The sequence below is a fragment of the Propioniciclava sp. genome (genome assembly GCF_029977985.1).
Classification (GTDB): domain Bacteria; phylum Actinomycetota; class Actinomycetes; order Propionibacteriales; family Propionibacteriaceae; genus Propioniciclava.
In genome coordinates, this window is the sequence record NZ_JARKOT010000055.1 from 1 (window position 1) to 21,739 (window position 21,739).

Consider the following 21,739-nt stretch of genomic DNA (forward strand, 5'->3'; position numbering starts at 1 on the left):
CAGCAGAACCATCTGCGCCCGACGCCACGTCACCACCGACCCCGAACTACGACGCACGATCTGCAACAACCGGTTGCCCTCAACGTTGCTGATCTCCCGGACATGGACACGCTCCGCCATGACTACTCCTGAGGGGAAGAACAGGAATCCGACCCCCCAAGCGTCCCGGCACCGGGCCAGTCACCAACATCCGGCACGCCGTCAACACGGGCAAAGGTTCACAGCCGCGGTACTAGGTCAGAAACGTGAGGTAGGGGGCGCCCACCCGTGAGGGTGGACGCCGCCCCTCACTTCTGCTTCAGGGCCGCCTGGGCCGCCGCGAGGCGGGCGATCGGCACGCGGAACGGCGAGCAGGACACGTAGTTCAACCCGACCGAGTTGAAGAACTCGATGGAGGCCGGATCGCCACCGTGCTCACCGCAGACACCCGTCTTCAGGTTCGGCTTCGTGGACCGCCCCTTCTCGACGCCGATCTGGACGAGCTGCCCGACACCGGTCGCATCGAGCGACGCGAACGGGTTCGCCTTGATCACCTCGTTGTCGACGTACGCCCCCAGGAAGCCGGCCTCCGCATCGTCGCGCGAAATGCCGATGCCGGTCTGGGTGAGGTCGTTCGTGCCGAAGCTGAAGAAGTCGGCCTGGTTCGCGATCTCGTTTGCCACGAGCGCGGCGCGCGGGATCTCGATCATGGTGCCCACCGTGTAGTCGAGCTTCTTTCCGGCCTTCTCGAACTCGTCCTCGACGGCGGCGACAACGATCTCGCGCTGCGTCTTGAGCTCGGACTCGAACGCCACCAGCGGGATCATGATCTCGACGCCCACCGTCTCGCCCTCGCGCTCGAGCACGGCCAGAGCGGCCTTGATGATCGCGCGGGCCTGCATGTCGGGGATCGACGGGTAGAGCATCGCGAGGCGGCAGCCGCGCGTGCCCAGCATCGGGTTCTGCTCGTGCAGGCGCTTGACCTGGGCGAGCGTGGCGCGTTCGGCGGCCACCTCGGCCTCATCGGCCCCGGTCAGCTCGAGCTTCTGGACGAGCAGGCTCTGCTCCACCAGGTTCGGCAGGAACTCGTGCAGCGGCGGGTCGAGCAGGCGCACCGTGACCGGCAAGCCCTTCATCGCCGTGAAGATGGCCTCGAAGTCCTTCTGCTGCATGGGCAGGATCTCCGCCAGGGCGGCCGCGCGCTGCTCCTCGTTCTCGGCGAGGATCATCTTGCGGACGGCGGGCAGGCGGTCGGCCGCCATGAACATGTGCTCGGTGCGCGCCAGGCCGATGCCCTCGGCCCCCAGCTCGCGGGCCTTGGAGGCGTCCTCGAAGTTCTCCGCGTTGGCCCGGACGCCGAGGCGACGGATCTCGTCGGCCCACGCCCCCACCTGCTGGAAGTCCTCGTTGATGGACGGCGGCACGAGCTCGAGCGCCCCCGCGAAGACCTCCCCGGTGGACCCGTTGAGGGTCAGCACGTCGGACGTGCCGTAGGCCACGCCGTCGATCGTCACCGTCTTGCCGAGCGGGTCGATCTTGATGCCGGGTGCGCCGGCGACACAGGTGATGCCCATGCCGCGGGCGACCACGGCGGCGTGCGACGTCATGCCGCCGTGGGCGGTCAGGACGCCCTGGCTCACCATGACGCCGTGGATGTCGTCCGGCGTCGTCTCGTAGCGGACGAGGATGATCTTCTCGCCGGCCTTGCCGCGCTCCGCGGCGTCGTCGGCGTCGAAGCTCAGCGCACCGACAGCCGCCCCCGGCGACGCGGGCAGGCCCTTGACGATCGCCTTGGCGGTGTTGTTCGGGTCGATGGCGGGGTGCAGGAGGGCGTCCAGCTGGTCGGGCTCGACGCGCAGGATGGCCTCCTCCTTGGTGATGAGGCCCTCCTCCACCATGTCGACGGCCGTCTTCACGGCGGCTGCGGCGGTGCGCTTGCCGTTGCGGGTCTGGAGCATGTAGAGCTTGCGATCCTCGATCGTGAACTCCATGTCCTGCATGTCCTTGTTGTGGAGCTCGAGCTTCTCCATGGTGTCCAGCAGTTCGCGGAACGCCTCGGGCAGCACGCCCTCCATCTCCTCCAGGTTGCGCGGCGTGCGGATGCCCGCCACCACGTCCTCGCCCTGGGCGTTGGTGAGGAACTCGCCGTAGAGCTCCTTGACGCCCGTGGAGGGGTTGCGGCTGAAGCAGACGCCGGTGGCGGAGGTTTCGCCGCGGTTGCCGAAGACCATCTGCTGCACGTTCACGGCGGTGCCGAGATCGCGCGAGATGCCGTTGGCGCGGCGGTACACCTCGGCGCGCGGGTTGAGCCAGCTGGAGAACACGGCGTTGACGGCCCGGTTCAGCTGCTCGCGCGGGTCCGTGGTCCAGTGGCCGCCGAGCGCCTCGTTGGCGAGCTCCTTGAACTCGGCCGTCAGCTCCTTGAGGTCCTCGGCCGTGAGGTCGGTGTCCTGGGCGGCGCCCTTGCGCTCCTTCATCTGCGTGAGCGCATCCTCGAAGACGTGCGGCTCGATGCCCTCGACGACCTCGCCGTACATGGAGATGAAGCGGCGGTAGCAGTCCCAGGCGAAGCGCTCGTTGTCGGCGAGCGCGGCGACGGCGTCCACCGTCTCGTCGGAGATGCCGAGGTTGAGGATCGTGTCCATCATGCCGGGCATCGAGAACACGGCGCCCGACCGCACCGAGACCAACAGGGGGTTCTCGGCCGAGCCGAGCTTCTTGCCGGTGCGCTCCTCGAGGCGGGCGAGGCCGGCGGCCACCTGATCGGCGAGGCCGTCGGGCCATTCGCTGTTGTTGTTCATCGCGTCCACGCACGCCTGCGTGGTGACGGTGAAGGCATCCGGGACCGGGACCCCGATGCGGTTCATCTCGGCCAGGTTGGCACCCTTGCCACCCAGCAGGGGCTTCAGTGAGATGTCACCTTCACTGAGGTCGTAGACGTACTTCGTCTCGGTCATGGACTGCTTCTCTCCTTCGGTGCTCCGACACGTCGGTGTGCAGTGGCTCGCCGTCTCCCCGCAGTGGAGCAACCCGCGGGGGCGACCCGGGGTCAACCGTAGTCGAACGGGCCGCGAACGCGCTGCGGGGCGGACTCCGTCCACCAGCTGGACGCCCTGCAGGAACCACATGAATAAACACAGAACCACAGTCCTGCAGCCCTCAAGACCGTGGCAACCACAGGCAACACGTACGCTCGTACACGAAGCGTTACTACGATTCGTCGTATGACGTTGGATCCCGTGGGATCGTTGATGATCGACGAGGCCGGCCCCCTCTCCGGTCGGGTCTTCGTGCTGGACGACGTCGACGGCTCGATCACCCGCGAGGCCATCCGCCAGGGCGCGGACGTCCGCGCCTGGAGCGACGACGTCCGCGAGCAGTCCAAGCTCCCCCGCGCCCACGTCTTCGACGGCCCGCTCACCGCCGACTGGGTTCCCGACACCGTCCTCTGGCGGCTCCCGCGCGCCGTCTCCGGCGTCGAGGATCTCGCCGAGTCCCTCAGCACGTGGCTGACGCCGTCGGCGCGCGTGATCGCCGGCGCCCGCGTGAAGCACATGACGATCGCCCAGAACGCCGCCCTCGAGCGCTCGTTCGCCCACGTCACGGCCAGTCGCGGACGCCAGCGCTCCCGGGTGCTGCACGCCACCGGCGCGCGTCCCTCCCTCGCGCGCTGGCCGATGCGCCGCTACCTCACCGAACTCGACCTCACCGTCATCGCCCGCGGCACCGTGTTCGCCACGAACCGCCTCGACGACGGCACCCGCCTGTTGCTGCGCACCCTGAGCCGCATCACGTCGCAACCGCGCCGGCAGCCCTCGTCCCTCCCGACCGCGGGTGTGGCCATCGACCTCGGCAGCGGCTCCGGCATCATCGCCAGCTGGCTGGGGGTGCGCGGCTACACGGTCACCGCGATCGACGTCAGCCAGCATGCGCTGCAGTCCACACGGCTCACGGCGAACGCGAACCAGGTGCAGGTCGGGACGCGCCGCTCCGACGGCTTCGGAAGGACCCCGGACGCCTCGGCCGACCTCATCGTCAGCAACCCGCCATATCATCGGGGCGCGGCCAAAGACTCCACCCCGACGATCGAGATGATCCGCCGCGCCGGCGCCGTCCTGCGGCCGGGTGGCGAACTGTGGCTCGTCTACAACAGCCACCTGCCCTACCTGCCCGAACTGCGCCGCCACGTCGGCGTCACCACGATCGAGGCGCGCGACCGCAACTACATCGTCACCCGCTCCCTCAAGCAGCCCGAAGCCCTGAGCGAGGTCTGAGCGCGGGGCCGGACGCCGCCGGTCGTTCCAACGCCTCGTGCCACGATGGGGGCGTGATGCATCGCGCCCGGCAACCTCGCCGCTCGCTGCCCCGGTGGGTCCCGAACCAGCACGGGGCCTGGGCGATGCTCATCGTCCCCTTCGTCCTCGGTTCGGTCCTGCGCGCCCGGGCGGGCGAGTCGCTGGTGGCCCTCGTGCCGCTCTTCGGCTGCTGGATGGCGGGATACGTCGCCTTCTACGCCACCTCCGGCTGGTTGAAGGCTCCCCACGGACGCCGACCCGCCTGGCTGCCTTCACTCATCGCTGCCGCCGGGGCATCGGCCGCTTTCGGTGTCCTCGCCCTCGCGCTCGTCGGGTCCGGGCTGCTCGCGTGGGTGCCGGCATTCCTGCCCCTCCTCGTCCCGGCACTGGTCCTGGCCTCACGTCGCCGCGAGCGCGCCGTCCTGGGCGGCGCGCTGACCGTGGCCGCGGCGTCCCTCATGACCCTCGTGGCGCGCCACCCCGACGCCGGGCAGCTTCTGGCCCACCCGGACGCCGCGGCCGCCGGCGCCGCGGTGGGCGCGTTCGCCTACTTCTTCGGGACGGTCCTCTACGTGAAGACCCTCATCCGCGAGCGCGGCAATCGCGCGTACCTCGTGGCCTCCGTGGGCTGGCACGCGGTCGCGACCCTGGTCGCCGCCGCAGGCGCGTCGACGGGCGTGGCGCGCCCGTGGTGGGCGCTGTTCTTCGCCGCGACCACCGTGCGGGCGTGGGTCGTGCCGCACCTGCGGTCCCTGCCTACCCCGAAACAGGTGGGTTTCGGCGAGATCGCCCTGTGTGTCGCCCTGGTGGGTGCCTTCGCACTGACGTGAGCGGGGGGTACGTTGCTGCCCATGACTTCTCCCTCGGCGACCGCGGCCGAGCGTGCCCTCGCCCGCCGCAACACGTGGACGTTCGCCGTGGGCACCCTGGGTCGCGACTTCGTCTACACGATGGTGACGATGTTCCTCATCGTGTTCCTGACCGAGGTGCTCGACCTCGACGATGCGACGATGTGGTGGATCAACGGCATCCTGCTGGCCGCCCGCCTGTTCGACGCGTTCACCGACATCGTCATGGGCGGCATCGTCGACAACACGCGCTCGCGCTGGGGCGCCTACAAGCCGTGGATCGCGTTCGGCATCGTGGCGGCGTCCGTCTTCGCGGTGCTGCTGTTCACCGACTTCGGCCTGCGCGGGCCGGCGTTCATCGCGTTCTTCGCGGTCGTCTACCTGTGCTGGGGTCTGTCCTGGACGACGAACGACATCCCCTACTGGTCGATGCTGCCCGCGCTCACCCTCGACCCGGTGGAGCGGGAGAAGATCGGGTCCATCACGAAGGTGTTCGCCACGATCGGGCTGTTCGCTGCCGTCGCGAGTGTGATCCCGGTGACGGCTGCGCTCGGCGGGACGCCGCCGGCGTGGACCACGTTCATGCTCGTCGCCGTGCTGGCCACCATCGCGTTCCAGTCCATCACGCTGTTCGGCGTCAAGGAGCCGCACCTGGCGCGGACACAGGAGCGCACGTCGCTCCGCGAACTGGCGGCGATCGTGCTGCGCAACGACCAACTCGTCGTCACGTCGGCGTCCATGATCCTGTTCACAACCGGGTACGTCACGACGACGACGTTCGGCGTCTACTTCTTCAAGTACGCCTACCGCGACGAGGGCATGTACACGCCGTTCGCGATCGTCCTCGGGGTGGCGCAGCTGCTCGGCTTCGCCCTGTTCCCGCTCATGCGGAAGGCCCTCACACGCCGCCAGCTGTTCACCACCGCCATCGCCATGTGCGTGCTGGGCTACGTGGTCTTCTTCTTCGCGCCGATGAACATGATCCCGATCGGCATCGCGGGGTTGCTCGTGTTCATCGCCAACGCGATCATCGTGGTGCTCATCATGATGGCGATCACCGACTGCATCGAGTACGGCCAGTGGCGCACCGGCCGCCGCAACACAGCGGTCACGTTCGCCCTGCAGCCGTTCATCAACAAGGTCGCGGGCGCGTTGGCCACGGCCATCGTGGGCGCGACGCTGATCCTCACGGGCATCAACGCCGCCGCCACTCCCGCGGACGTCACCGAGGGGGGGCTCCTCGGCATGCGCCTCATGATGATGGGCTTCCCCATGATCCTGATCGTGCTCGCCTACCTCGTCTACCTGCGCTGGTACCGCATCGACGAGGCGTTCCACGCCCGCATCGTCGCCGACCTCACCGAGCGGGGCGAGCTGGGCGTCGTGTGACGCCGGCCCAGCCCCGCCGGTCTCGTCAGGCTTCGATCTCGACGACGGCGGCGTCCGGAGCGTTCTTCTGCACCGAGGCGACGCCCTTGAGGCAGGCGGCCTTCGACTCGTAGGCCTCACCTGTGGCGATGACCTGCCCGTTGCTGGCCTTGAGGCGGAAGCGGTACTTCCCCGCCTTGTCCTGGTACACCTCGAACTTGCCGGCCATGGGACCCCCTTTCCCCGCGACCCCGTCGTTGGGGTCATGGAAAAGTTAGCGCTCTCTGCGGTGAGAGCACGAGGGGCGCGGCGGATAGGCTCGGCTCCGTGCGTCCTGAACACATCGAACTGCTCCAGCTCCCCAGCTCCCCCACCGTGCATCCGGACGGCTCGTGGGCCGTTGTGGCCGTCAGCCGGCCCAGCCTGGACGCCGACTGTTACGTCGGCCAGCTGTGGCGGCTCGACCTGGCCGGAGACGCGGCCCCGCGCCGGCTGACACGCGGCGTCCACGACTCGGGCCCCCAGCTCAGCCCGGACGGCCGTCTCCTCGCCTTCACCCGCGGCGACGCGGATGGCAAGCCTCAGGTGCACGTCGTACGTACCGATGGTGGCGAGCCGTTCGTGATCACCGCCGCCAAGCTCGGCGTCGGCGCGTTCCGCTGGTCGCCCGACTCGGCGCGCATCGCCTTCACCGCACGCGTCGCCGAGGACGGCCGGTACGGCTCCACCGAGGGCGTCGCTGCCGGTGCCGAGGACCCGCGCCACATCACCACCAACAAGTTCCAGGCCAACGGCCTCGGCTGGACCAACGACCGCCGACCCCGCCTCTTCGTCGTCGCCGTGCCCGACCCGGACGCCGAGCCTCCCGTCAAGCCCGTCGGCCGTGCCGCCAAGCACACCGACACCGCCGAGCCCTTCTCGCCGGCCCCGCAGGCGACCGAGCTCACCGACGGCACCTACGACGTCCACGGGCCCGTGTTCACCCCGGACGGCGACGCCATCGTCTTCGCCGCTGCCCGTGCCGGTGACGCCGACCTGACGCTCCGCACCGAGCTCTATCGCGTGCCCGTCGAGGGCGGGGAGGCCGAACCCGTGGCGGCGGATGGGCGCTGGTCGTACGACCAACCGGCTTTCTCCACCGATGGGCAATGGCTCTTCTTCATGGGGGCCGACCTGGGCGACACGGGCACCGACTTCGTGGCCACCAACGAGGCCTTGTTCGTCGCACCCGCGGCCGGTGGGGCGCCCCGCCGGCTCACCGATCCGACCGCATTCGAGCTGGTCAGCTCCCCGGAGCCGAGCGGCGCGGACGCCGTCCTCGTCCTGCACTCCACCCGTGGCTCCGCCGATCTCCTTCGGGTGACGGCCCACGGCGTGGTCACGACCGTCCACGCGGGGCTGCCGACCATCCTGGAGGCGGTCGCGGTCCCGGGCTCGGAAGCCGTCCTCGCCGTCGTCACCGGAACCGACTCGCCGGGTGAGGTGGCCGTGGTCGACCGCGACGGCGTCCGGCTGCTCACCGATTTCGCAGCACGGCTGCGCGCCGAAACCCGTATCGCGCAGCCGATCGAGCTGGTCTCGACCTCGCCGGACGGCCACGAGGTGCACGGTTGGGCGCTGCTGCCCGAGGGAGACGGCCCCCACCCGGTGTTGCTGTCCATCCACGGCGGCCCGTACGCGAGCTACCCGGCGACGTTCTTCGACGAGTTCCAGGTGTACACCGAGGCCGGGTATGCGGTCGTGGCCTGCAACCCGCGCGGATCGGGCGGCTACGGCCCCGACCACGGCGCCGCGATCCGCCACGACTTCGGCAACCTCGACACGATCGATGTCCTCGGCTTCCTGGACCATGCGACGGCCACCGTGCCCGGCCTGGACGCAGCCCGCGTCGGCGTCATGGGCGGCAGCTACGGGGGCTACCTGACCGCGTGGATCATCGCCCACGACCACCGCTGGGCGGGAGCGATCGTCGAGCGGGGCTTCCTCGACCCGGCCTCCTTCCTCGGCAGCTCCGACATCGGCTGGTTCTTCATGCCCGAGTACAACGGCACCGACCGCGCCGACCAGGATCGGCAATCCCCCACTCTGCTCGCGCACCAGGTGACGACCCCGACCTTCGTCGTGCACTCCGAGCTCGACCTGCGCTGCCCGCTCGCCCAGGCGCTGCGCTACTACGCCGAACTCAAGCAGGCGGGCGTCGAGACCGAGCTGCTCGTGTTCCCGGGCGAGAACCACGAGTTGTCCCGCTCGGGCACGCCCTGGCACCGGGTCCGTCGTTTCGAGAAGATCCTCGACTGGTGGCAGCGGCATCTGCCGGTGGGAGCGAGCGACCCCGCCGAGTAGGCTTCTGCGCGTGACGGGGACGCGGCGGGTGTCGGCGCTGATGATGGCGCCCGTCGTCGCGGCGTTCGTCCCGCTCGCCGCCTGCGGTCCTGCCCCGACGCCCACCCCTGTCCCCACCACGGCCACACCCACGCCGACGGCGTCCGGCACCGTGTCGAGCCCGGCTGCCGAGCTCGACCTCACCGCCCCGGGGGTGGCCAGGGCCGTCGTCGACGACCTCATGGAGGCCGCCGGTGCCGACCGGGCGGTCCTGGTGTCCGTGACGCAGCGTGAGGCGACGGTGGCCGTCGTGAAGAACGGGGCGGCCGAGGCGTGGGGCTACCGCGGGGGCACGATCGCGCCCGTCCGCTCCGATGTGAACTACGTGGCACAGGCCTTCTTCAGCCCCGACGACTTCGCCCTCGACGACGTGGGCGCGCTGTTTCGGGCAGGCATGGCGGTCTCGGGCTCGGACGCCGGCCAGGAACTGTCGATCGTCGACTACTCGGGTGGCTATGTGGCCATGACAGTGACGACGAACCCCGAGTCGCGGACGGTCTTCTTCAACCCCGACGGCACGCTGCTGCCCACCCTCGAGTTCGGCTCGGCCGAGGGACTGGCGCAGGGCTATCGCGAGGTGGTCGGCGACCGGGCGCTCGCCCTGCAACTCGGCTTCGGCACCGACCTCGGGGTCTATCTGGACGCCGCGGGTGCAGGCGTCGGCACCACGACGCGGCGCCAGCGGGCAGCGCGCACACCGGTGATCGTCACGACGCGCAACGAGTCGGCCACGCTGGCCACGTTCAATCCCCAGCAGATCGAGCCGGCCGTCGTGTGGAAGGTTGTGCGGGATGCCTGGGTCGCCGGCGAGTTCACCTACGACCAGCCGTGGAGCTGTGTCGCCGACGACCGCGCGGGGACGGGGACCCCGCGGCTCTACTTCCAGGTGGGGTCCACGTCGTTCACGACCGACCTGAGCGGCCGTCGGCTCGTCGGCTGAGCCCAGCGCTCAGGCGCCCAGGTTGTCGGTGGAGAAGGTGTCGCACTGGTTCGGGTCACCGGACTCGAAGCCGCGGGCGAGCCAGTACTGACGCATCTGCGAGCTGCCGTGCGACCAGGTCTCGGGGGTCACCTGGCCCTGCGTCTTGGCCTGGATCCGGTCGTCGCCCACCGCGGACGCCGCCTCCTGCGCGGAGTTGAGGTCCTCTTGGGTGATGTTGCTGATGGGGCTGTTCGGATCGGAGTCGGCATGCCGGAACCAGACGCCGGCATAGCAGTCGGCCTGGAGCTCGAGGCGGACGCCGGGCGATGTCGGGCCGGTCGTCTGACCCTGGGCCTGCACCTGCGACATCACGCCGGTGAGGTTCGAGATGTGGTGTCCGTACTCGTGGGCGAGCACGTAGGCCTCGGCCGCGTACGTGTGCTGCGCACCGAGCTGGGTGAGCAGCCCCTCGAAGAAGGTGGTGTCGAGGTAGACGATCTGGTCGGCCGGGCAGTAGAACGGTCCGACCTGAGACGTCGCCTGGCCGCAGGCCGTGTTAACCGAGCCGGTGAAGGTCGTGGTGGACGCCTCCTGGTAGCCGTTCACCGCTCCCGACCAGTAGGACTGGATGGAGTTCGTGTACGCCACCCAACGGCATTCGGGATCGTTCTCGAGGTCGGCACCCGTCTGGCAGTGCGCGTACTGGTTCGTGCTCGTGTCGGTGGGCGCCGTCGTGCCGCCGCCGAGCAGCGCCCCGGGGTCGAACCCGAACAGGAGCGCGAGGATGAGGATGATGAGACCGGCGCCGCCGCCCACCGCGATGGGGCCGCCACGACCGCCACCACCGCCGCCCCGCATCTGCGACGGGTCGAGACGAGCGCTTCTGTTGAACTCCACGACGTTCCCCCTCTGAAGCGACAGTGCCGTCGAGCGGAGCATAGTCCGTAGTGCCCACCAACACGAGGGATCGAGGTTCACGGCGCGCTGTCGATTCGTTTGGTTGCGGCCACTGCGCGCGCCAAGATGGGACAGGTGCAGATCGTGGGGGTTGAGGTGCCGGGCGGCAGCCCCGTGCTCACCGCCACGCTCGGCCACGGCCAGGACCCCCACCAGCTGGTGTGGGAGGGAGGCTACCGGGTCGTCCGGCCGCTGAGCGCCACCGGCACCGTCCACGACCTCACCGTGACCCTCCAGGTCGCCGCCCACCACCGCCCCATCACGCCCCGCGGTCCGCAGCGGACCCGCACCACCTTGCGCGCCGACGAGCAGACCGCGCCGCCCGTGATCCGGCAACGGCTGGCGGCCTACGGCATCGTCGTGTCCGATCGGGGCATCCTCGCGACCGAGTTCTCGCCGCGCACCGCCGTCCCCGGCATGTGGGGGCTGCCGGGCGGTGGCATCGATCCGGGCGAGAACCCGGCCACCACCGTGCAGCGCGAGGTGTTCGAGGAGACCGGGCAGACCATCGACGTCGTGCAGTTCCTCGACATTCAGTCCGATCACTGGATCGGCCACTCGCCGGCAGGCGTCGTCGAGGACTTCCACGCCGTCCGGCTCATCTATGCCGCGCACTGCACGCACCCTGTCGACCCCGTCGTGCACGACGTGGGCGGCACCACGGCCTCCAGCCAGTGGGTGGCCGCCAACCGGCTGCGGGAAGTCGACTGGATCAACGGCTCGCGCGCCCTCCTGGGCAAACACGCGGGCGGCGTCCTGCGCGGCTGGCGGACCCGGCTGCTCACCCAGCCGCGCCGCCCGTAACGGACCCGGAACAGGGCCCCCGCACCGACGTGCGGGGGCCCTGCGCGAGCCGAGGGGCGGCGTCAGTTGCGGAAGTAGCTCATGACGCGGAGGATCTCGGTGTAGAGCCACACCATGGTGACGGTCAGGCCGAACGCGGCACGCCACGACTCGGACGCCGGCAGCCGGTTTCGAATGCCCTGCTCGATGTAGTCGAAGTCCATGATCAGGTTCGCCACGGCCAGGACCAGGGCCACGATCGAGATGGCGACCGCGAGCAACCCGGCCCCCGAGCCGATGTTGCGGATGCCGAGGTCGATGCCCGCGAAGGACAGGCCGAGGTTCAGCAGGACGAGGCCGGCGAAGGCGAACGTCGAGATCGTGACGATCTTGCGGAACTGGCTGGTCACCTTGATGCGAAGGCCCTTGTAGGCGGCGAGCGTCGCGGCGGCGGCCACGAAGGTCGCGAGCACGGCGGGAACGACGATGCCTGGGTAGAGGATCTCGAACAGCAGGCTGAAGGCGCCCACGAACACGCCCTCGACGACCGAGAACAGCATCACGAACGGGGCGCCGATCTGGCGGCGGAACGACATCATGAGGACGACGCCGAAGGTGATGAGGCCGGCCACCATCGTGACGACGCCCAGCGACATCATGCTCGGCAGAACGGCGGGCAGGAACATGAACGACAGCGCCGCCACCAGGAACACCACGCCGAGCGTGATGGCCGACTTGGTGATGACGTCGTCGATCGTCATGACGCCGCCTGCGGGCTGCTGCGGCTGCGGCACGCCGTACGGCTGCTGGCCGTACGGGTCGCCGGAGGGCTGCTGGGGGTAGCCGTAGCCCTGCTGCGGGTACCCCTGGGAAGTGGGCTGCTGCGGAGCGAACTGCTCGCTCCGAGCGAAGACGGGGTTGGAACTGCGCATTTTTCTGGCCTTTCATCGGTCAGGTCGTGTCGTCATTGTACGCAACGCCTGGCAGACGGCCGTCATTCCCGACCCCCGGTCGCCCCCCGGTCGGCCCCTGCCTTCGGTGGACAGAGCTGGCGGGTGCCCCCGGCGGGATTCGAACCCGCACTCGGGCGGGTTTAAGCCGCCTGCCTCTGCCGTTGGGCTACGGGGGCCCGGGAGCCTCAGCCTACGGCGTCCGGCCCTGGGGTCAGGAGACCGAGGACGAGACCGTCCAGGATGTCCGCCTCGCTGACGGTGAGGTCGACGCCGAGGCGCTCCCCCACACGGCCCGCGATGAGCGCGCCCGCGCAGATCACGTCCGCCCGGCCGGGCTGCATGGTCGGAACGCGGAGCACCTCGGCCACCGGCATGGCCAGCAGACGGCTGGCCAGCTCGAACAGATCCGTGCGGCGCACGACCGAACCGTGGACCCGGGCCCGGTCGTAGGTCTCGAGACCCTGGACGATCGCCGCCAGCGAGGTGGCCGTCCCGCCCACCCCGAACCACGTGCGGGCCGCCCCGAAGTCCACGGCCGACGCGTCCAGGAGGTCGTCGACATATTCCATGGCCTCGGTGATCTCGGCGCCCGTCGGCGGATCGCCCGCAAGGAATCGCTCCCGCAGCCGCACCGAGCCCATGTCGAGGCTGATGCCGCGGGCGATGCGCCCCGGTCGGCCGAGCACCAACTCGGTCGAGCCGCCGCCGATGTCCATGACGAGGGCGGGGACGTCGGCGTCCGGGTTGGCGGTGAGTGCGCCGGTGAACGACAGCTCCGCCTCCTCGGCGCCGCTGATGATCTCGGGGGTGACGCCCAGCCGCTCGCGGACGCCGGCGTAGAACGCCTCCCGGTTGCGCGCATCCCGTGCCGCGGAGGTCGCGGCGAAGCGGACGCGCTCGACGCCCAGATCGGCCAGCACGGCGGCGTACTCGTCGCAGGCGGCGAACGTGCGGGTCAGTGCGTCCTGGTGGAATTCACCGGCGGCGTCCACGCCCTGCCCCAAGCGGGTGATGCGGAGGTCGCGGGCCAGCTCGGTGAAACCCGCATCGGACGCCTCGGCCACCAGCAGGCGGACCGAGTTCGTGCCGCAGTCGATGGCGGCCACGCGGTGGGGGGCGGTCATGCGTTCTCCTCCAGGCAAGGTCGGGTCCAGAAGTCGCCGAGGGCGGCCAGGGCTTCGTCGCCGAGCGGGGTGACGCCCGGGCCGGCGGCCAACGCGTGGCCGACGAGGACGTGCAGGCACTTGACACGCGTCGGCATGCCGCCGGCGCTCACCCCGTCGATCTCGGGCACGTCGCCGAGCGTGGCCCGATCGGCCAGATAGGCGACGTGGGCGGCACGATGCGCCCGGGCGAGGCTCGGATCGTCGGCGAGCCGGGCCGTCATGGCGGCCATCAGGCCTTGCGCTTCGAGGGTCGAGCAGCCGGCGACGGCGCGCGGGCACGTGAGGTAGTACATGGTGGGGAAAGGGGTCCCGTCGGCGAGGCGGGGCTCGGTGGCGACGACGCCGGGCTTGCCGCACGGGCAGCGCCACGCGATGCCGGCGATGCCGCGCGGAGGGCGTCCGAGCTGGGCGGTCAGGATTTCTACGTCAGCGGGGGTCGCGGGCTCGAATGTGGGCACCCGACCAGACTAGCCGCTCACCCGCGCGCAGGTTCGGGCTCGTCGGCGGCGTTGACGGAGCCGGCCAGGTGGTCCCACCAACGGGGCTCGAGCCCGTTCGGGACGCTGCTGCCGACACCTCGGATCTCCACACCGCCGGTGAGCACCCTGCCGTCGCGCCCGATGACCCGATAGCCCACCTCGCCGGGCATCACCCAGCCCAGGCGTTGGCGAGCCTGCGCCTGGACGTAGGCCGGGTCGTTCCACCGTTCCAACTCGGAGGTGAGTTCGGCGATGCGCGCCGAGTTGGCCTCGATCTCGGCGCGTGCCGCAGCCAACTCGCCCGCCTGGACGAGGTAGACGCGCAACGATCCGGCGAACGACAGGGCCATGATGACGAGCACCGCCGCGAACACCAAGGCGCGCCGGGTGACATGGAACGGCCGCTTCGGGCGCGGCATGCGCCTCGCCGCCCGGGTGACCACCTGGGCGACCGGGGCGGCCGCTTGGGCGATCGTCTGCTGGGCGAGACCCTTGCCCGTGCGCGGACGGCGCGACTTCCGGCCGGGGCCGGCTGGCTTGCGGGCACTGTGGGTGTCGCGCGCCACGGGTCCTCCTTCGACTGGGGTGTCTCTTCAGGGTAGGCGGGCGCCGGCGTCCGGGAGACCGCCGACACGCCCGTGACGCCGAACGGCCGGCCCCCGAAGGGACCGGCCGTTGCGGGTGTCGGAACTCAGCCCTTGAAACGCGGGAACGCGGACCGGCCGGCGTACACGGCGGCGTCGTCGAGCGTCTCCTCGATGCGGATGAGCTGGTTGTACTTCGCGACGCGCTCGGAGCGAGCCGGCGCGCCGGACTTGATCTGGCCGCAGTTCGTCGCGACAGCCAGATCGGCGATCGTGACGTCCTCGGTCTCACCGGAACGGTGCGACATCATGCAGCGGTAGCCGTTGCGGTGGGCGAGCTCGACGGCGTCCAGCGTCTCGGTGAGCGAGCCGATCTGGTTCACCTTCACCAGCAGCGCGTTCGCGGTGGCGGTGTCGATGCCCTTCTGGAGGCGCTCCGGGTTGGTGACGAAGAGGTCGTCGCCCACGAGCTGCACCTTGTCGCCCAACTCGTCGGTGATCTTCTTCCAGCCGTCCCAGTCCTCCTCGTTGAGCGGATCCTCGATGGAGACGAGCGGGTACTTCTGCACGAGACCCTCGTAGTACTCGATCATCCAGTCGGAGGTCTTCTTCTCGCCCTCGAACAGGTAGCCGCCGTCCTCGTAGAACTCCGACGCCGCCACGTCGAGCGCCAGCGCGACGTCCTTGCCGGGCTCGAAGCCGGCGTTCTTGATGGCCTCGACGATCAGGTCGAGCGCAGCGGCGTTCGACTCGAGGTTCGGCGCGAAGCCGCCCTCGTCGCCGAGACCGGTGGCCAGGCCACGATCGTGGAGCACCTTCTTGAGCGAGTGGTACACCGCCGCACCCATCTCGACGGCGCCGGCGAACGTCTCGGCACCGATCGGGGCGATCATGAACTCCTGGATGTCGACGTTGGAGTCGGCGTGCGACCCACCGTTGAGGATGTTCATCATCGGGACGGGCAGCACGTGCGCGTTCGGGCCACCGAGGTAGCGGAACAGCGGCAGGTTGGCCGACTCGGCAGCCGCGTGCGCCACGGCGAGCGACACGCCGAGGATGGCGTTGGCGCCGAGCTTGCCCTTGTTCGGCGAGCCGTCCAGCTCGAGCATGGCGGCGTCGATCTCACGCTGGTCGGTGGCGTCGAAGCCGATGACCTCCTCGGCGATGGCCTCGTTCACGTTCTCGACAGCCTTCAGGACACCCTTGCCACCGAAACGGCCCTTGTCGCCGTCGCGGAGTTCGACGGCTTCGAAGGCACCGGTCGACGCGCCGGACGGGACGGCCGCACGGCCCTGGGAGTCATCATCGAGGAGCACCTCGACCTCGACGGTGGGGTTGCCGCGGGAATCCAGGATCTCCCGGGCGTTGACGATCTCGATGCTTGCCACGTTGTTACCTTTCGACGGAAGTCGGACGCGGCCCAGCCTACCGATGATTCGGCGGGCCGGAGCCCGAAATGTTCCGGACGCCTCAGCTCGCCTCGGCCTCCCGCACCCGGCCCTCCAGCGCGCGGACGGCGGCGCGGACCGCCTGGTCGGCGTCCACGCCCGACGCCTGCGCCCGGGCCACCAGGGCGACCATCTGCTCGCCCACCTCGCCCGCCGTGACCGGCTCGTCGGGGAGCGGGACGCCGACGCCGAGATGCCGCACGCGGCCGACGACCTTGGTCGCGCGCGCCAGCGTGTCGAGCGGCGCCGGGATGCCGTCGAGCGCCGACGTGCGGCCCTTCTCGGCACGCTTGCGCGCCTCCCAGCTGGACAGGAGATCGTCCGGGACGGCGGCGTCGGTGAAGACGTACGGATGGCGACGGACGAGCTTGTCGGCGATGCCGTGGGCGACGTCGTCGATCGTGAACCGACCCTCCTCGGCGGCGATCTCCGCATGGAAGACGATCTGCAGGAGCAGGTCGCCGAGCTCCTCGCGGAGGTCGGCGTCTCCGCCGGTCTCGATGGCCTCGACGACCTCGGCCGCCTCCTCGACGAGGTGGGTGACGAGCGAGGCGTGCGTCTGCCCGGCATCCCAGGAGCAACCGGCACGCAGGGCGTGCATGACCTCGACCAGCCGGTCAAGGCCGGCTCCGTCAGCCACGCAGCCGGTCGGCCGGCGCCGCGTAGGACAGGTTCGACTCGTAGACGAACGGCGGCGACGGCGCCCAGATGCCGAACTTCGGGTTGAGCGTGATGTCCAGGTCACGCAACTGCTCGAGGTAGACGCTCTCGCCCAGGGCCTCGACGACGATGTTCGTGCGGCTGATGTTCTCGGCCGCTGTCCGGCCTCCCGAGCGCGCCGTGCCGTCGGCCGCGGCGTAACTGGCGGCGTCCGACTCGGCCATCGCCTGCAGGATCTGGCTCGCCTGGATGCCCTGGTTGACCACATCGTCGCCGAGGGCGACATCGTTGCGCTGCGCGATGATCGTGGACGCCTCGGCGAGCACCGCGTCGCGCACCGCCTGGCTCGTCGGGTCGGCGCCCTGCTGCAGGAACGGCTGGACCGCGGTCGCCACTGCACGCACCTCACTCGTCGGGATCGGCACGCCTTCGACGGACGCCGCCGGCTGGTCCGGCTGGGTGCAACCGGCAAGGGCGAACGCCGCGAGGGCGGCGACGGCGGCGATGCCGTGGGCGCGTGGCTTCATGGTGGTCCGACCTCCTGGTGGGTTGTCCGCGCTCATCCTAGTGGGCCACGCTCACGATGGCCGCGAGGACCAGCCCCGCGATCACCGCCGTGCCCAGCCCGAGCACCAGGACCGAGGAGGTTGCGGCAGGTACCGAATCGGACACGATCCCGCCGACCGCGCGATGGTGGCGGGCCGTCTCCTGCTGGAGCGTGAGCACGATGACGAGCGCCACGAGCAGGACGGCGGGGGTGACGGGCACCCCCGCGTTGGAGAGGGGCTTGAGCAGCAGGACGCCGACGAGGAGGAGGGACAGGGTCGTGCGCGTCCAGGCGAGGGTGGTGCGCTCGGGCTGGAGGCCCGGGTCGTCGTGGGTCGGGACGTCCCGCGTAGCCGCGGCCACCTCAGAGCCACCCGAGGACGAGGCCCACCAGCAGCAGCGAGCCGATCACGAGGCCGAGCGCCACCGTGAGAGCCAGCGCTGGGGCGGGCAGCGGACGCCGGCGCCGCATGGCAGTCTCGACGCGGAACCAGCGCATCGTCGCAGTAAGGGAGACGAGGAGGGCGGTGAGGACCAAGGTGACGGCTGCGACGTGCCGGGACAGGCTCGGGAAGACGTCGACGGTGAACGCCTCCAGCGCCACGCCGCCGCCCAGCAGGGCGAGGGCGGTGCGCATCCAGGCGAGGAAGGTGCGCTCGTTCGCGAGCGTGAACCGCGGATCCGGCTCGGCGCCGTCCGGAAACAGCGTGCGCGTCAGCCAGCCACGGGCCGGGGCGCCGGCGTCCTTGTCCTGCTCATCCGCCACAGCCAGACGATACCGCTTGCCCTGGCCCCGCTCGGCGCGGTCTGCGCCGGGGGCTGCCGGTGGATCAGGGGGCCAGCAGGGCGCGGACGGCGTCCGTCGCCCAGCCGAGGAGTTCGCGGTCGACCACGGCCGCCCCGCCGACCGGAGCCGTCCGGGGCCGCGGCAGGAACAGTTGGCCGGTCTGCTTGTTGACCCGCGAGCCGGGGTACAGCCGCTGCCGGCGCAGATCGCGACTCTCGGCCAGCACGGCGGGAGCGAACCGCACCATCGTTCCCGCCGTCAGCACCTCCGTGAGCCCCACCTCGCGGCACAGCAGCCGGAAGCGGGCCACCTCGAGAAGGTTGGCGGCGGCCTCCGGCAGCGGACCGTACCGGTCGAGCAACTCGTCGGCGACGGCGTCCAGTTCGGCCTCCGACCGCACCGCCGCGAGCCGCTTGTACATCTCCAGCCGCAGCCGCTCGGACTCGACGTAGTCGACGGGCAGATGCGCCTCGACGGGCAGCTCGATCTTCATCTCCGGCTCGGGCTCGGTGTCCTCGCCGCGGTACTCGGCGACCGCCTCGCCGACGAGCCGCAGGTACAGGTCGAAGCCGACGTCGGCGATGTGCCCCGACTGCTCCTCCCCCAGCAGGTTGCCCGCGCCGCGGATCTCGAGGTCCTTCATGGCGATCGCCATGCCCGCCCCGAGGTCGGTGTGCGCGGCCATGGTCGCGAGCCGGTCGTGGGCCGTTTCGGTGAGCGGCTTCTCGGGCGGGTAGAGGAAGTAGGCGTAGCCGCGCTCGCGGCCGCGCCCGACGCGTCCCCGCAACTGGTGCAACTGCGAGAGCCCGAGCAGGTCGGCCCGCTCGATCAACAAGGTGTTGGCGGTCGAGATGTCGAGCCCCGCTTCGACGATCGTGGTGCAGACGAGCACGTCCGCCTCACGCTCCCAGAAGTTGACCATCACCTGTTCGAGGGCGTTCTCGTTCATCTGCCCGTGCGCGACGACCACCCGCGCCTCGGGCACCAGCTCGCGGATGCGCGCCGCCGCCTTCTCGATGCTGTTCACCCGGTTGTGGATGTAGAACACCTGCCCCTCGCGCGCGAGTTCGCGGCGCACCGCGGCCCGCACCTGCGCGGCGTCCCACGGGCCGGCGAAGGTGAGCACCGGGTGGCGTTCCTCCGGCGGCGTCGCGATGACGCTCATCTCGCGGATGCCCGTGACCGCCATCTCCAGCGTCCGCGGGATCGGCGTCGCCGACATGCTCAGCACGTCCACGTTGAGGCGCATCTTCTTGAGCGCCTCCTTGTGCTCGACCCCGAACCGCTGCTCCTCGTCGACGATGACGAGGCCGAGATCCTTGAACGCCACGCTGTCCGACAACAGCCGGTGCGTGCCCACGACGACATCGACCGAGCCGTCGGCCAGCCCGTCGGTCACCTTCTTCGCCTCGGACGCCGTCTGGAACCGGCTCAGCGCCCCGAGGCTCACGGGAAAGCCGGCGTAGCGGTCGGCGAACGTCGCGTAGTGCTGCTGGACGAGCAGCGTCGTCGGCACGAGGATCGCCACCTGCTTGCCGTCCATCACCGCCTTGAACGCGGCCCGCACCGCGATTTCGGTCTTGCCGTAACCCACGTCGCCACACACGAGGCGGTCCATGGGCACCACGCGCTCCATGTCGGCCTTCACCTCGGTGATCGCCGCCAGCTGGTCGGGCGTCTCGACGTAGGTGAACGTGTCCTCCAGCTCGCGCTGCCACGGGCTGTCCGGCCCGAACGCGTGCCCCTGGGTGGCCTGGCGGGCGGCGTACAGCTTGATGAGCTCGGCCGCGATCTCCCGCACCGCCTTGCGGGCCCGCGACTTGCGCTTGTTCCAGTCGGCGCCGCCCATGCGGTCGAGCGTCGGCGCCTCGCCGCCGACGTAGCGGGTGATCTGGTCGAGGGCGTCCATGGGCACGAACAGCCGGTCGGCCGGCTGGCCCCGCTTGGACGCCGCGTACTCGATCACCAGGTACTCGCGCGTCGCCCCGCCGATAGTGCGCTGGGTCATCTCCACGTAGCGGCCGACGCCGTGCGCGTCGTGCACGACGTGGTCGCCCGGCTTGAGCTCCAGCGGGTCGATCGTGTTCTTGCGCCGCACCGGCATCTGCCGGGACGCCTTCTCCACGCCTTTTTGCCCCGACAGATCGGACGCCGTCACGACCCACAGCCCCAGCTCGTCCAGGGTGAAGCCGCGGCCCAGGTCGGCCTCCACGACCTCGACCTTCCCGGCGAGGTCGTTGCCGGCGAGGATCTCGGTCATGCGGGCGGCTCGGCCCGGCGAGTCGGCGACGAGCACGACGCGGCGTCCGGACGCCGTCGCCTCGGCGATGGCGCCCACCGCGGCCTCCACGTCGCCGCGGAACGGCTCGTTGACGCTGCCGGGGACCTGCCGGCTGTCGGGGTCCTCGGCGAACGCCGACAGCGACCACCAGCCCAGGCCGCGGCCGAGGGCGTCCGTGCGGACCTCGCCCAGCTGCCGGTAGGCGGACGCCGCGAGGTCGATGGGCGCCTTGCCGCCGGCCGCGGCGGCGGACCAGCTCGCCGCGAGGAACTCCTGGGACGTCTCGTGGAGCTCGGCAGCGCGAGCGCGGACCTTCTCGGGGTCGCTGACGAGGACGAGCGTGCCGGGGGCGACGACGTCGACGAGGAGCTCGAGGCGGTCGACGAGGGCCGGCGCGAGCGCCTCCATGCCGTCGACGGCGTGGCCGTTGCCGATGCGCTCGAAGAGCTCACGGAGTTGCTGGGGGATCTCGAGGTTGGCGGCGTGCTCGAGGGCGCGCAGGCGGACGTCGTCGCTGAGCAGCAGTTCGCGGCAGGGCGAGGCGACGACCTCGTCGAGGGTGGTTTCGAGGCTGCGCTGGTCGGCGACCGAGAAGGGCCGGATCTCCTCGACCGTGTCACCGAAGAAGTCGATGCGGACCGGATGCTCCTGCGTGGGCGGGAACACGTCGACGATGCCGCCGCGGACGGCGAACTCGCCGCGGCGCTCGACGAGATCGACGCGCACGTAGGCGGCGTCCACGAGGGCCTGGGCGACGGCGTCCACGTCGTGGTCCTCGCCGGCGGCGAGCCGGACGGGCCGCAGCTGGCCGAGCCCCGCGACCTGCGGCTGCAGCACGGCGCGCACCGGGGCGACGACCACCCGCGGCGGCGGCAGCTCGGAGGTGCCGGCGAAGCGGCGCAGGACGGCGAGGCGGCGCCCGACCGTGTCGGAGCGCGGCGAGAGCCGCTCGTGCGGCAGGGTCTCCCAAGCGGGGTAGTAGGCGACGGCGTCCGGGCCGAGCAGCGAGGCGAGGGCGTCGCGTGCGGCCTCCGCCTCGCGGTAGGTGGACGTGACGAGCAGCAACGGCCGCCCCGCCTGCTCGGCGAGGGCCGCCGCGACGAGCGGCCGGACGGGCTCGGGACACGTGACGTCGCCGGTGGGTGCGGCGGCGGAGCGCGCGGCGTCCACCAAGTCGGAGACAGTGGGTTCGGACGCGACGAGCTCGATCAGCTCCGAAAGTTGCACCGGGCAAGTCTAGGACGCCGTCTGCCGGCCGGCTTTCGTGATCGCCCAGCCTTCGCGCCGCTTCATCATCCAGC

Annotated in this window: 19 protein-coding genes and 1 tRNA gene; 6 read left to right on the plus strand and 14 right to left on the minus strand. The window is 70.7% G+C overall.

The window, feature by feature from the left end; all coding sequences use genetic code 11:
* Positions 1-287: 287 nt before the first annotated feature.
* Positions 288-2,936, minus strand: a complete 2,649-nt coding sequence (gene ppdK, locus Q1K57_RS03205; protein ID WP_300078933.1) for a pyruvate, phosphate dikinase — start codon at positions 2,934-2,936, stop codon at positions 288-290.
* 267 nt (positions 2,937-3,203) lie between these two features.
* Between ppdK and Q1K57_RS03210 the strand changes: the two genes are divergently transcribed.
* The 3 genes from Q1K57_RS03210 to Q1K57_RS03220 are packed head-to-tail and all read left to right on the plus strand — an operon-like array spanning position 3,204 to position 6,511.
* Positions 3,204-4,253, plus strand: coding sequence for a methyltransferase (locus tag Q1K57_RS03210; protein WP_300078934.1), 1,050 nt, complete (start codon positions 3,204-3,206; stop codon positions 4,251-4,253).
* 56 nt (positions 4,254-4,309) lie between these two features.
* Positions 4,310-5,104, plus strand: a complete 795-nt coding sequence (locus tag Q1K57_RS03215; protein WP_300078974.1) for a YwiC-like family protein — start codon at positions 4,310-4,312, stop codon at positions 5,102-5,104.
* Between the two features lie 21 nt (positions 5,105-5,125).
* Positions 5,126-6,511 carry a glycoside-pentoside-hexuronide (GPH):cation symporter gene (locus tag Q1K57_RS03220; protein WP_300078935.1) on the plus strand — a complete coding sequence of 462 codons (1,386 nt, stop codon included), beginning with the start codon at positions 5,126-5,128 and terminating at the stop codon, positions 6,509-6,511.
* A gap of 25 nt (positions 6,512-6,536) precedes the next feature.
* On the opposite strand, the gene Q1K57_RS03225 is transcribed toward Q1K57_RS03220, so the two are convergent.
* A complete protein-coding gene (locus Q1K57_RS03225) occupies positions 6,537-6,719 on the minus strand; it encodes a YegP family protein (RefSeq protein WP_300078936.1) in 183 nt (60 codons plus the stop codon).
* 98 nt (positions 6,720-6,817) lie between these two features.
* Here Q1K57_RS03225 and Q1K57_RS03230 point away from each other — a divergent pair, with 98 nt between their 5' ends.
* A complete protein-coding gene (locus tag Q1K57_RS03230; protein ID WP_300078938.1) occupies positions 6,818-8,833 on the plus strand; it encodes a S9 family peptidase in 2,016 nt (671 codons plus the stop codon).
* 10 nt (positions 8,834-8,843) lie between these two features.
* Positions 8,844-9,812 carry a hypothetical protein gene (locus Q1K57_RS03235; RefSeq protein WP_300078939.1) on the plus strand — a complete coding sequence of 323 codons (969 nt, stop codon included), beginning with the start codon at positions 8,844-8,846 and terminating at the stop codon, positions 9,810-9,812.
* Positions 9,813-9,821: 9 nt separating this feature from the next.
* On the opposite strand, the gene Q1K57_RS03240 is transcribed toward Q1K57_RS03235, so the two are convergent.
* Complete coding sequence (locus Q1K57_RS03240; RefSeq protein ID WP_300078940.1) at positions 9,822-10,691, minus strand: neutral zinc metallopeptidase; 870 nt, start codon at positions 10,689-10,691, stop codon at positions 9,822-9,824.
* A 135-nt stretch (positions 10,692-10,826) separates the two neighbouring features.
* Between Q1K57_RS03240 and Q1K57_RS03245 the strand changes: the two genes are divergently transcribed.
* Positions 10,827-11,555 carry an NUDIX domain-containing protein gene (locus Q1K57_RS03245; protein WP_366525327.1) on the plus strand — a complete coding sequence of 243 codons (729 nt, stop codon included), beginning with the start codon at positions 10,827-10,829 and terminating at the stop codon, positions 11,553-11,555.
* A 62-nt stretch (positions 11,556-11,617) separates the two neighbouring features.
* Here the strand turns inward: Q1K57_RS03245 and Q1K57_RS03250 are convergent, their stop codons facing one another.
* The 11 genes from Q1K57_RS03250 to mfd all read right to left on the minus strand — a co-directional run bounded on the left by Q1K57_RS03250 (position 11,618) and on the right by mfd (position 21,665).
* Positions 11,618-12,466, minus strand: a complete 849-nt coding sequence (locus Q1K57_RS03250) for a Bax inhibitor-1/YccA family protein (RefSeq protein WP_300078942.1) — start codon at positions 12,464-12,466, stop codon at positions 11,618-11,620.
* A 124-nt stretch (positions 12,467-12,590) separates the two neighbouring features.
* A tRNA-Leu gene (locus Q1K57_RS03255) sits at positions 12,591-12,663 on the minus strand.
* Positions 12,664-12,672: 9 nt separating this feature from the next.
* Positions 12,673-13,611 carry a Ppx/GppA phosphatase family protein gene (locus tag Q1K57_RS03260; protein WP_300078943.1) on the minus strand — a complete coding sequence of 313 codons (939 nt, stop codon included), beginning with the start codon at positions 13,609-13,611 and terminating at the stop codon, positions 12,673-12,675.
* A complete protein-coding gene (locus tag Q1K57_RS03265) occupies positions 13,608-14,111 on the minus strand; it encodes a DUF501 domain-containing protein (RefSeq protein ID WP_300078944.1) in 504 nt (167 codons plus the stop codon). Before Q1K57_RS03265 ends, Q1K57_RS03260 begins: the two co-directional genes overlap by 4 nt.
* 17 nt (positions 14,112-14,128) lie before the next feature.
* Positions 14,129-14,698 carry a septum formation initiator family protein gene (locus Q1K57_RS03270; RefSeq protein ID WP_300078945.1) on the minus strand — a complete coding sequence of 190 codons (570 nt, stop codon included), beginning with the start codon at positions 14,696-14,698 and terminating at the stop codon, positions 14,129-14,131.
* Positions 14,699-14,823: 125 nt separating this feature from the next.
* Positions 14,824-16,104: a phosphopyruvate hydratase gene (eno, locus tag Q1K57_RS03275; RefSeq protein WP_300078947.1), complete on the minus strand. Its 1,281-nt coding sequence runs from the start codon at positions 16,102-16,104 to the stop codon at positions 14,824-14,826.
* A gap of 82 nt (positions 16,105-16,186) precedes the next feature.
* The gene (locus tag Q1K57_RS03280) at positions 16,187-16,765 is read right to left on the minus strand and encodes a MazG family protein (protein WP_300078976.1); all 579 of its coding nucleotides are present in this window, start codon (positions 16,763-16,765) and stop codon (positions 16,187-16,189) included.
* Between the two features lie 31 nt (positions 16,766-16,796).
* Positions 16,797-17,351, minus strand: coding sequence for a hypothetical protein (locus Q1K57_RS03285; protein ID WP_300078948.1), 555 nt, complete (start codon positions 17,349-17,351; stop codon positions 16,797-16,799).
* Positions 17,352-17,388: 37 nt separating this feature from the next.
* The gene (locus Q1K57_RS03290) at positions 17,389-17,733 is read right to left on the minus strand and encodes a DUF202 domain-containing protein (protein ID WP_300078949.1); all 345 of its coding nucleotides are present in this window, start codon (positions 17,731-17,733) and stop codon (positions 17,389-17,391) included.
* Position 17,734: 1 nt separating this feature from the next.
* Positions 17,735-18,136 (minus strand): DUF202 domain-containing protein, encoded by a 402-nt coding sequence (locus Q1K57_RS03295; RefSeq protein WP_300078950.1) that lies wholly within the window; start codon positions 18,134-18,136, stop codon positions 17,735-17,737.
* A gap of 64 nt (positions 18,137-18,200) precedes the next feature.
* Positions 18,201-21,665 carry a transcription-repair coupling factor gene (gene mfd, locus Q1K57_RS03300; protein WP_300078951.1) on the minus strand — a complete coding sequence of 1,155 codons (3,465 nt, stop codon included), beginning with the start codon at positions 21,663-21,665 and terminating at the stop codon, positions 18,201-18,203.
* Positions 21,666-21,739 lie beyond the last annotated feature (74 nt).

Coding starts and splice junctions, on each gene's coding strand:
- ppdK (WP_300078933.1), bottom strand. CDS start 2,936: ATGACCGAGACGAAGTACGTCTACGACCTCAGTGAAGGTGACATCTCA.
- Q1K57_RS03210 (WP_300078934.1), top strand. CDS start 3,204: ATGACGTTGGATCCCGTGGGATCGTTGATGATCGACGAGGCCGGCCCC.
- Q1K57_RS03215 (WP_300078974.1), top strand. CDS start 4,310: ATGCATCGCGCCCGGCAACCTCGCCGCTCGCTGCCCCGGTGGGTCCCG.
- Q1K57_RS03220 (WP_300078935.1), top strand. CDS start 5,126: ATGACTTCTCCCTCGGCGACCGCGGCCGAGCGTGCCCTCGCCCGCCGC.
- Q1K57_RS03225 (WP_300078936.1), bottom strand. CDS start 6,719: ATGGCCGGCAAGTTCGAGGTGTACCAGGACAAGGCGGGGAAGTACCGC.
- Q1K57_RS03250 (WP_300078942.1), bottom strand. CDS start 12,466: ATGCGCAGTTCCAACCCCGTCTTCGCTCGGAGCGAGCAGTTCGCTCCG.
- Q1K57_RS03260 (WP_300078943.1), bottom strand. CDS start 13,611: ATGACCGCCCCCCACCGCGTGGCCGCCATCGACTGCGGCACGAACTCG.
- Q1K57_RS03280 (WP_300078976.1), bottom strand. CDS start 16,765: ATGCACGCCCTGCGTGCCGGTTGCTCCTGGGATGCCGGGCAGACGCAC.
- Q1K57_RS03285 (WP_300078948.1), bottom strand. CDS start 17,351: ATGAAGCCACGCGCCCACGGCATCGCCGCCGTCGCCGCCCTCGCGGCG.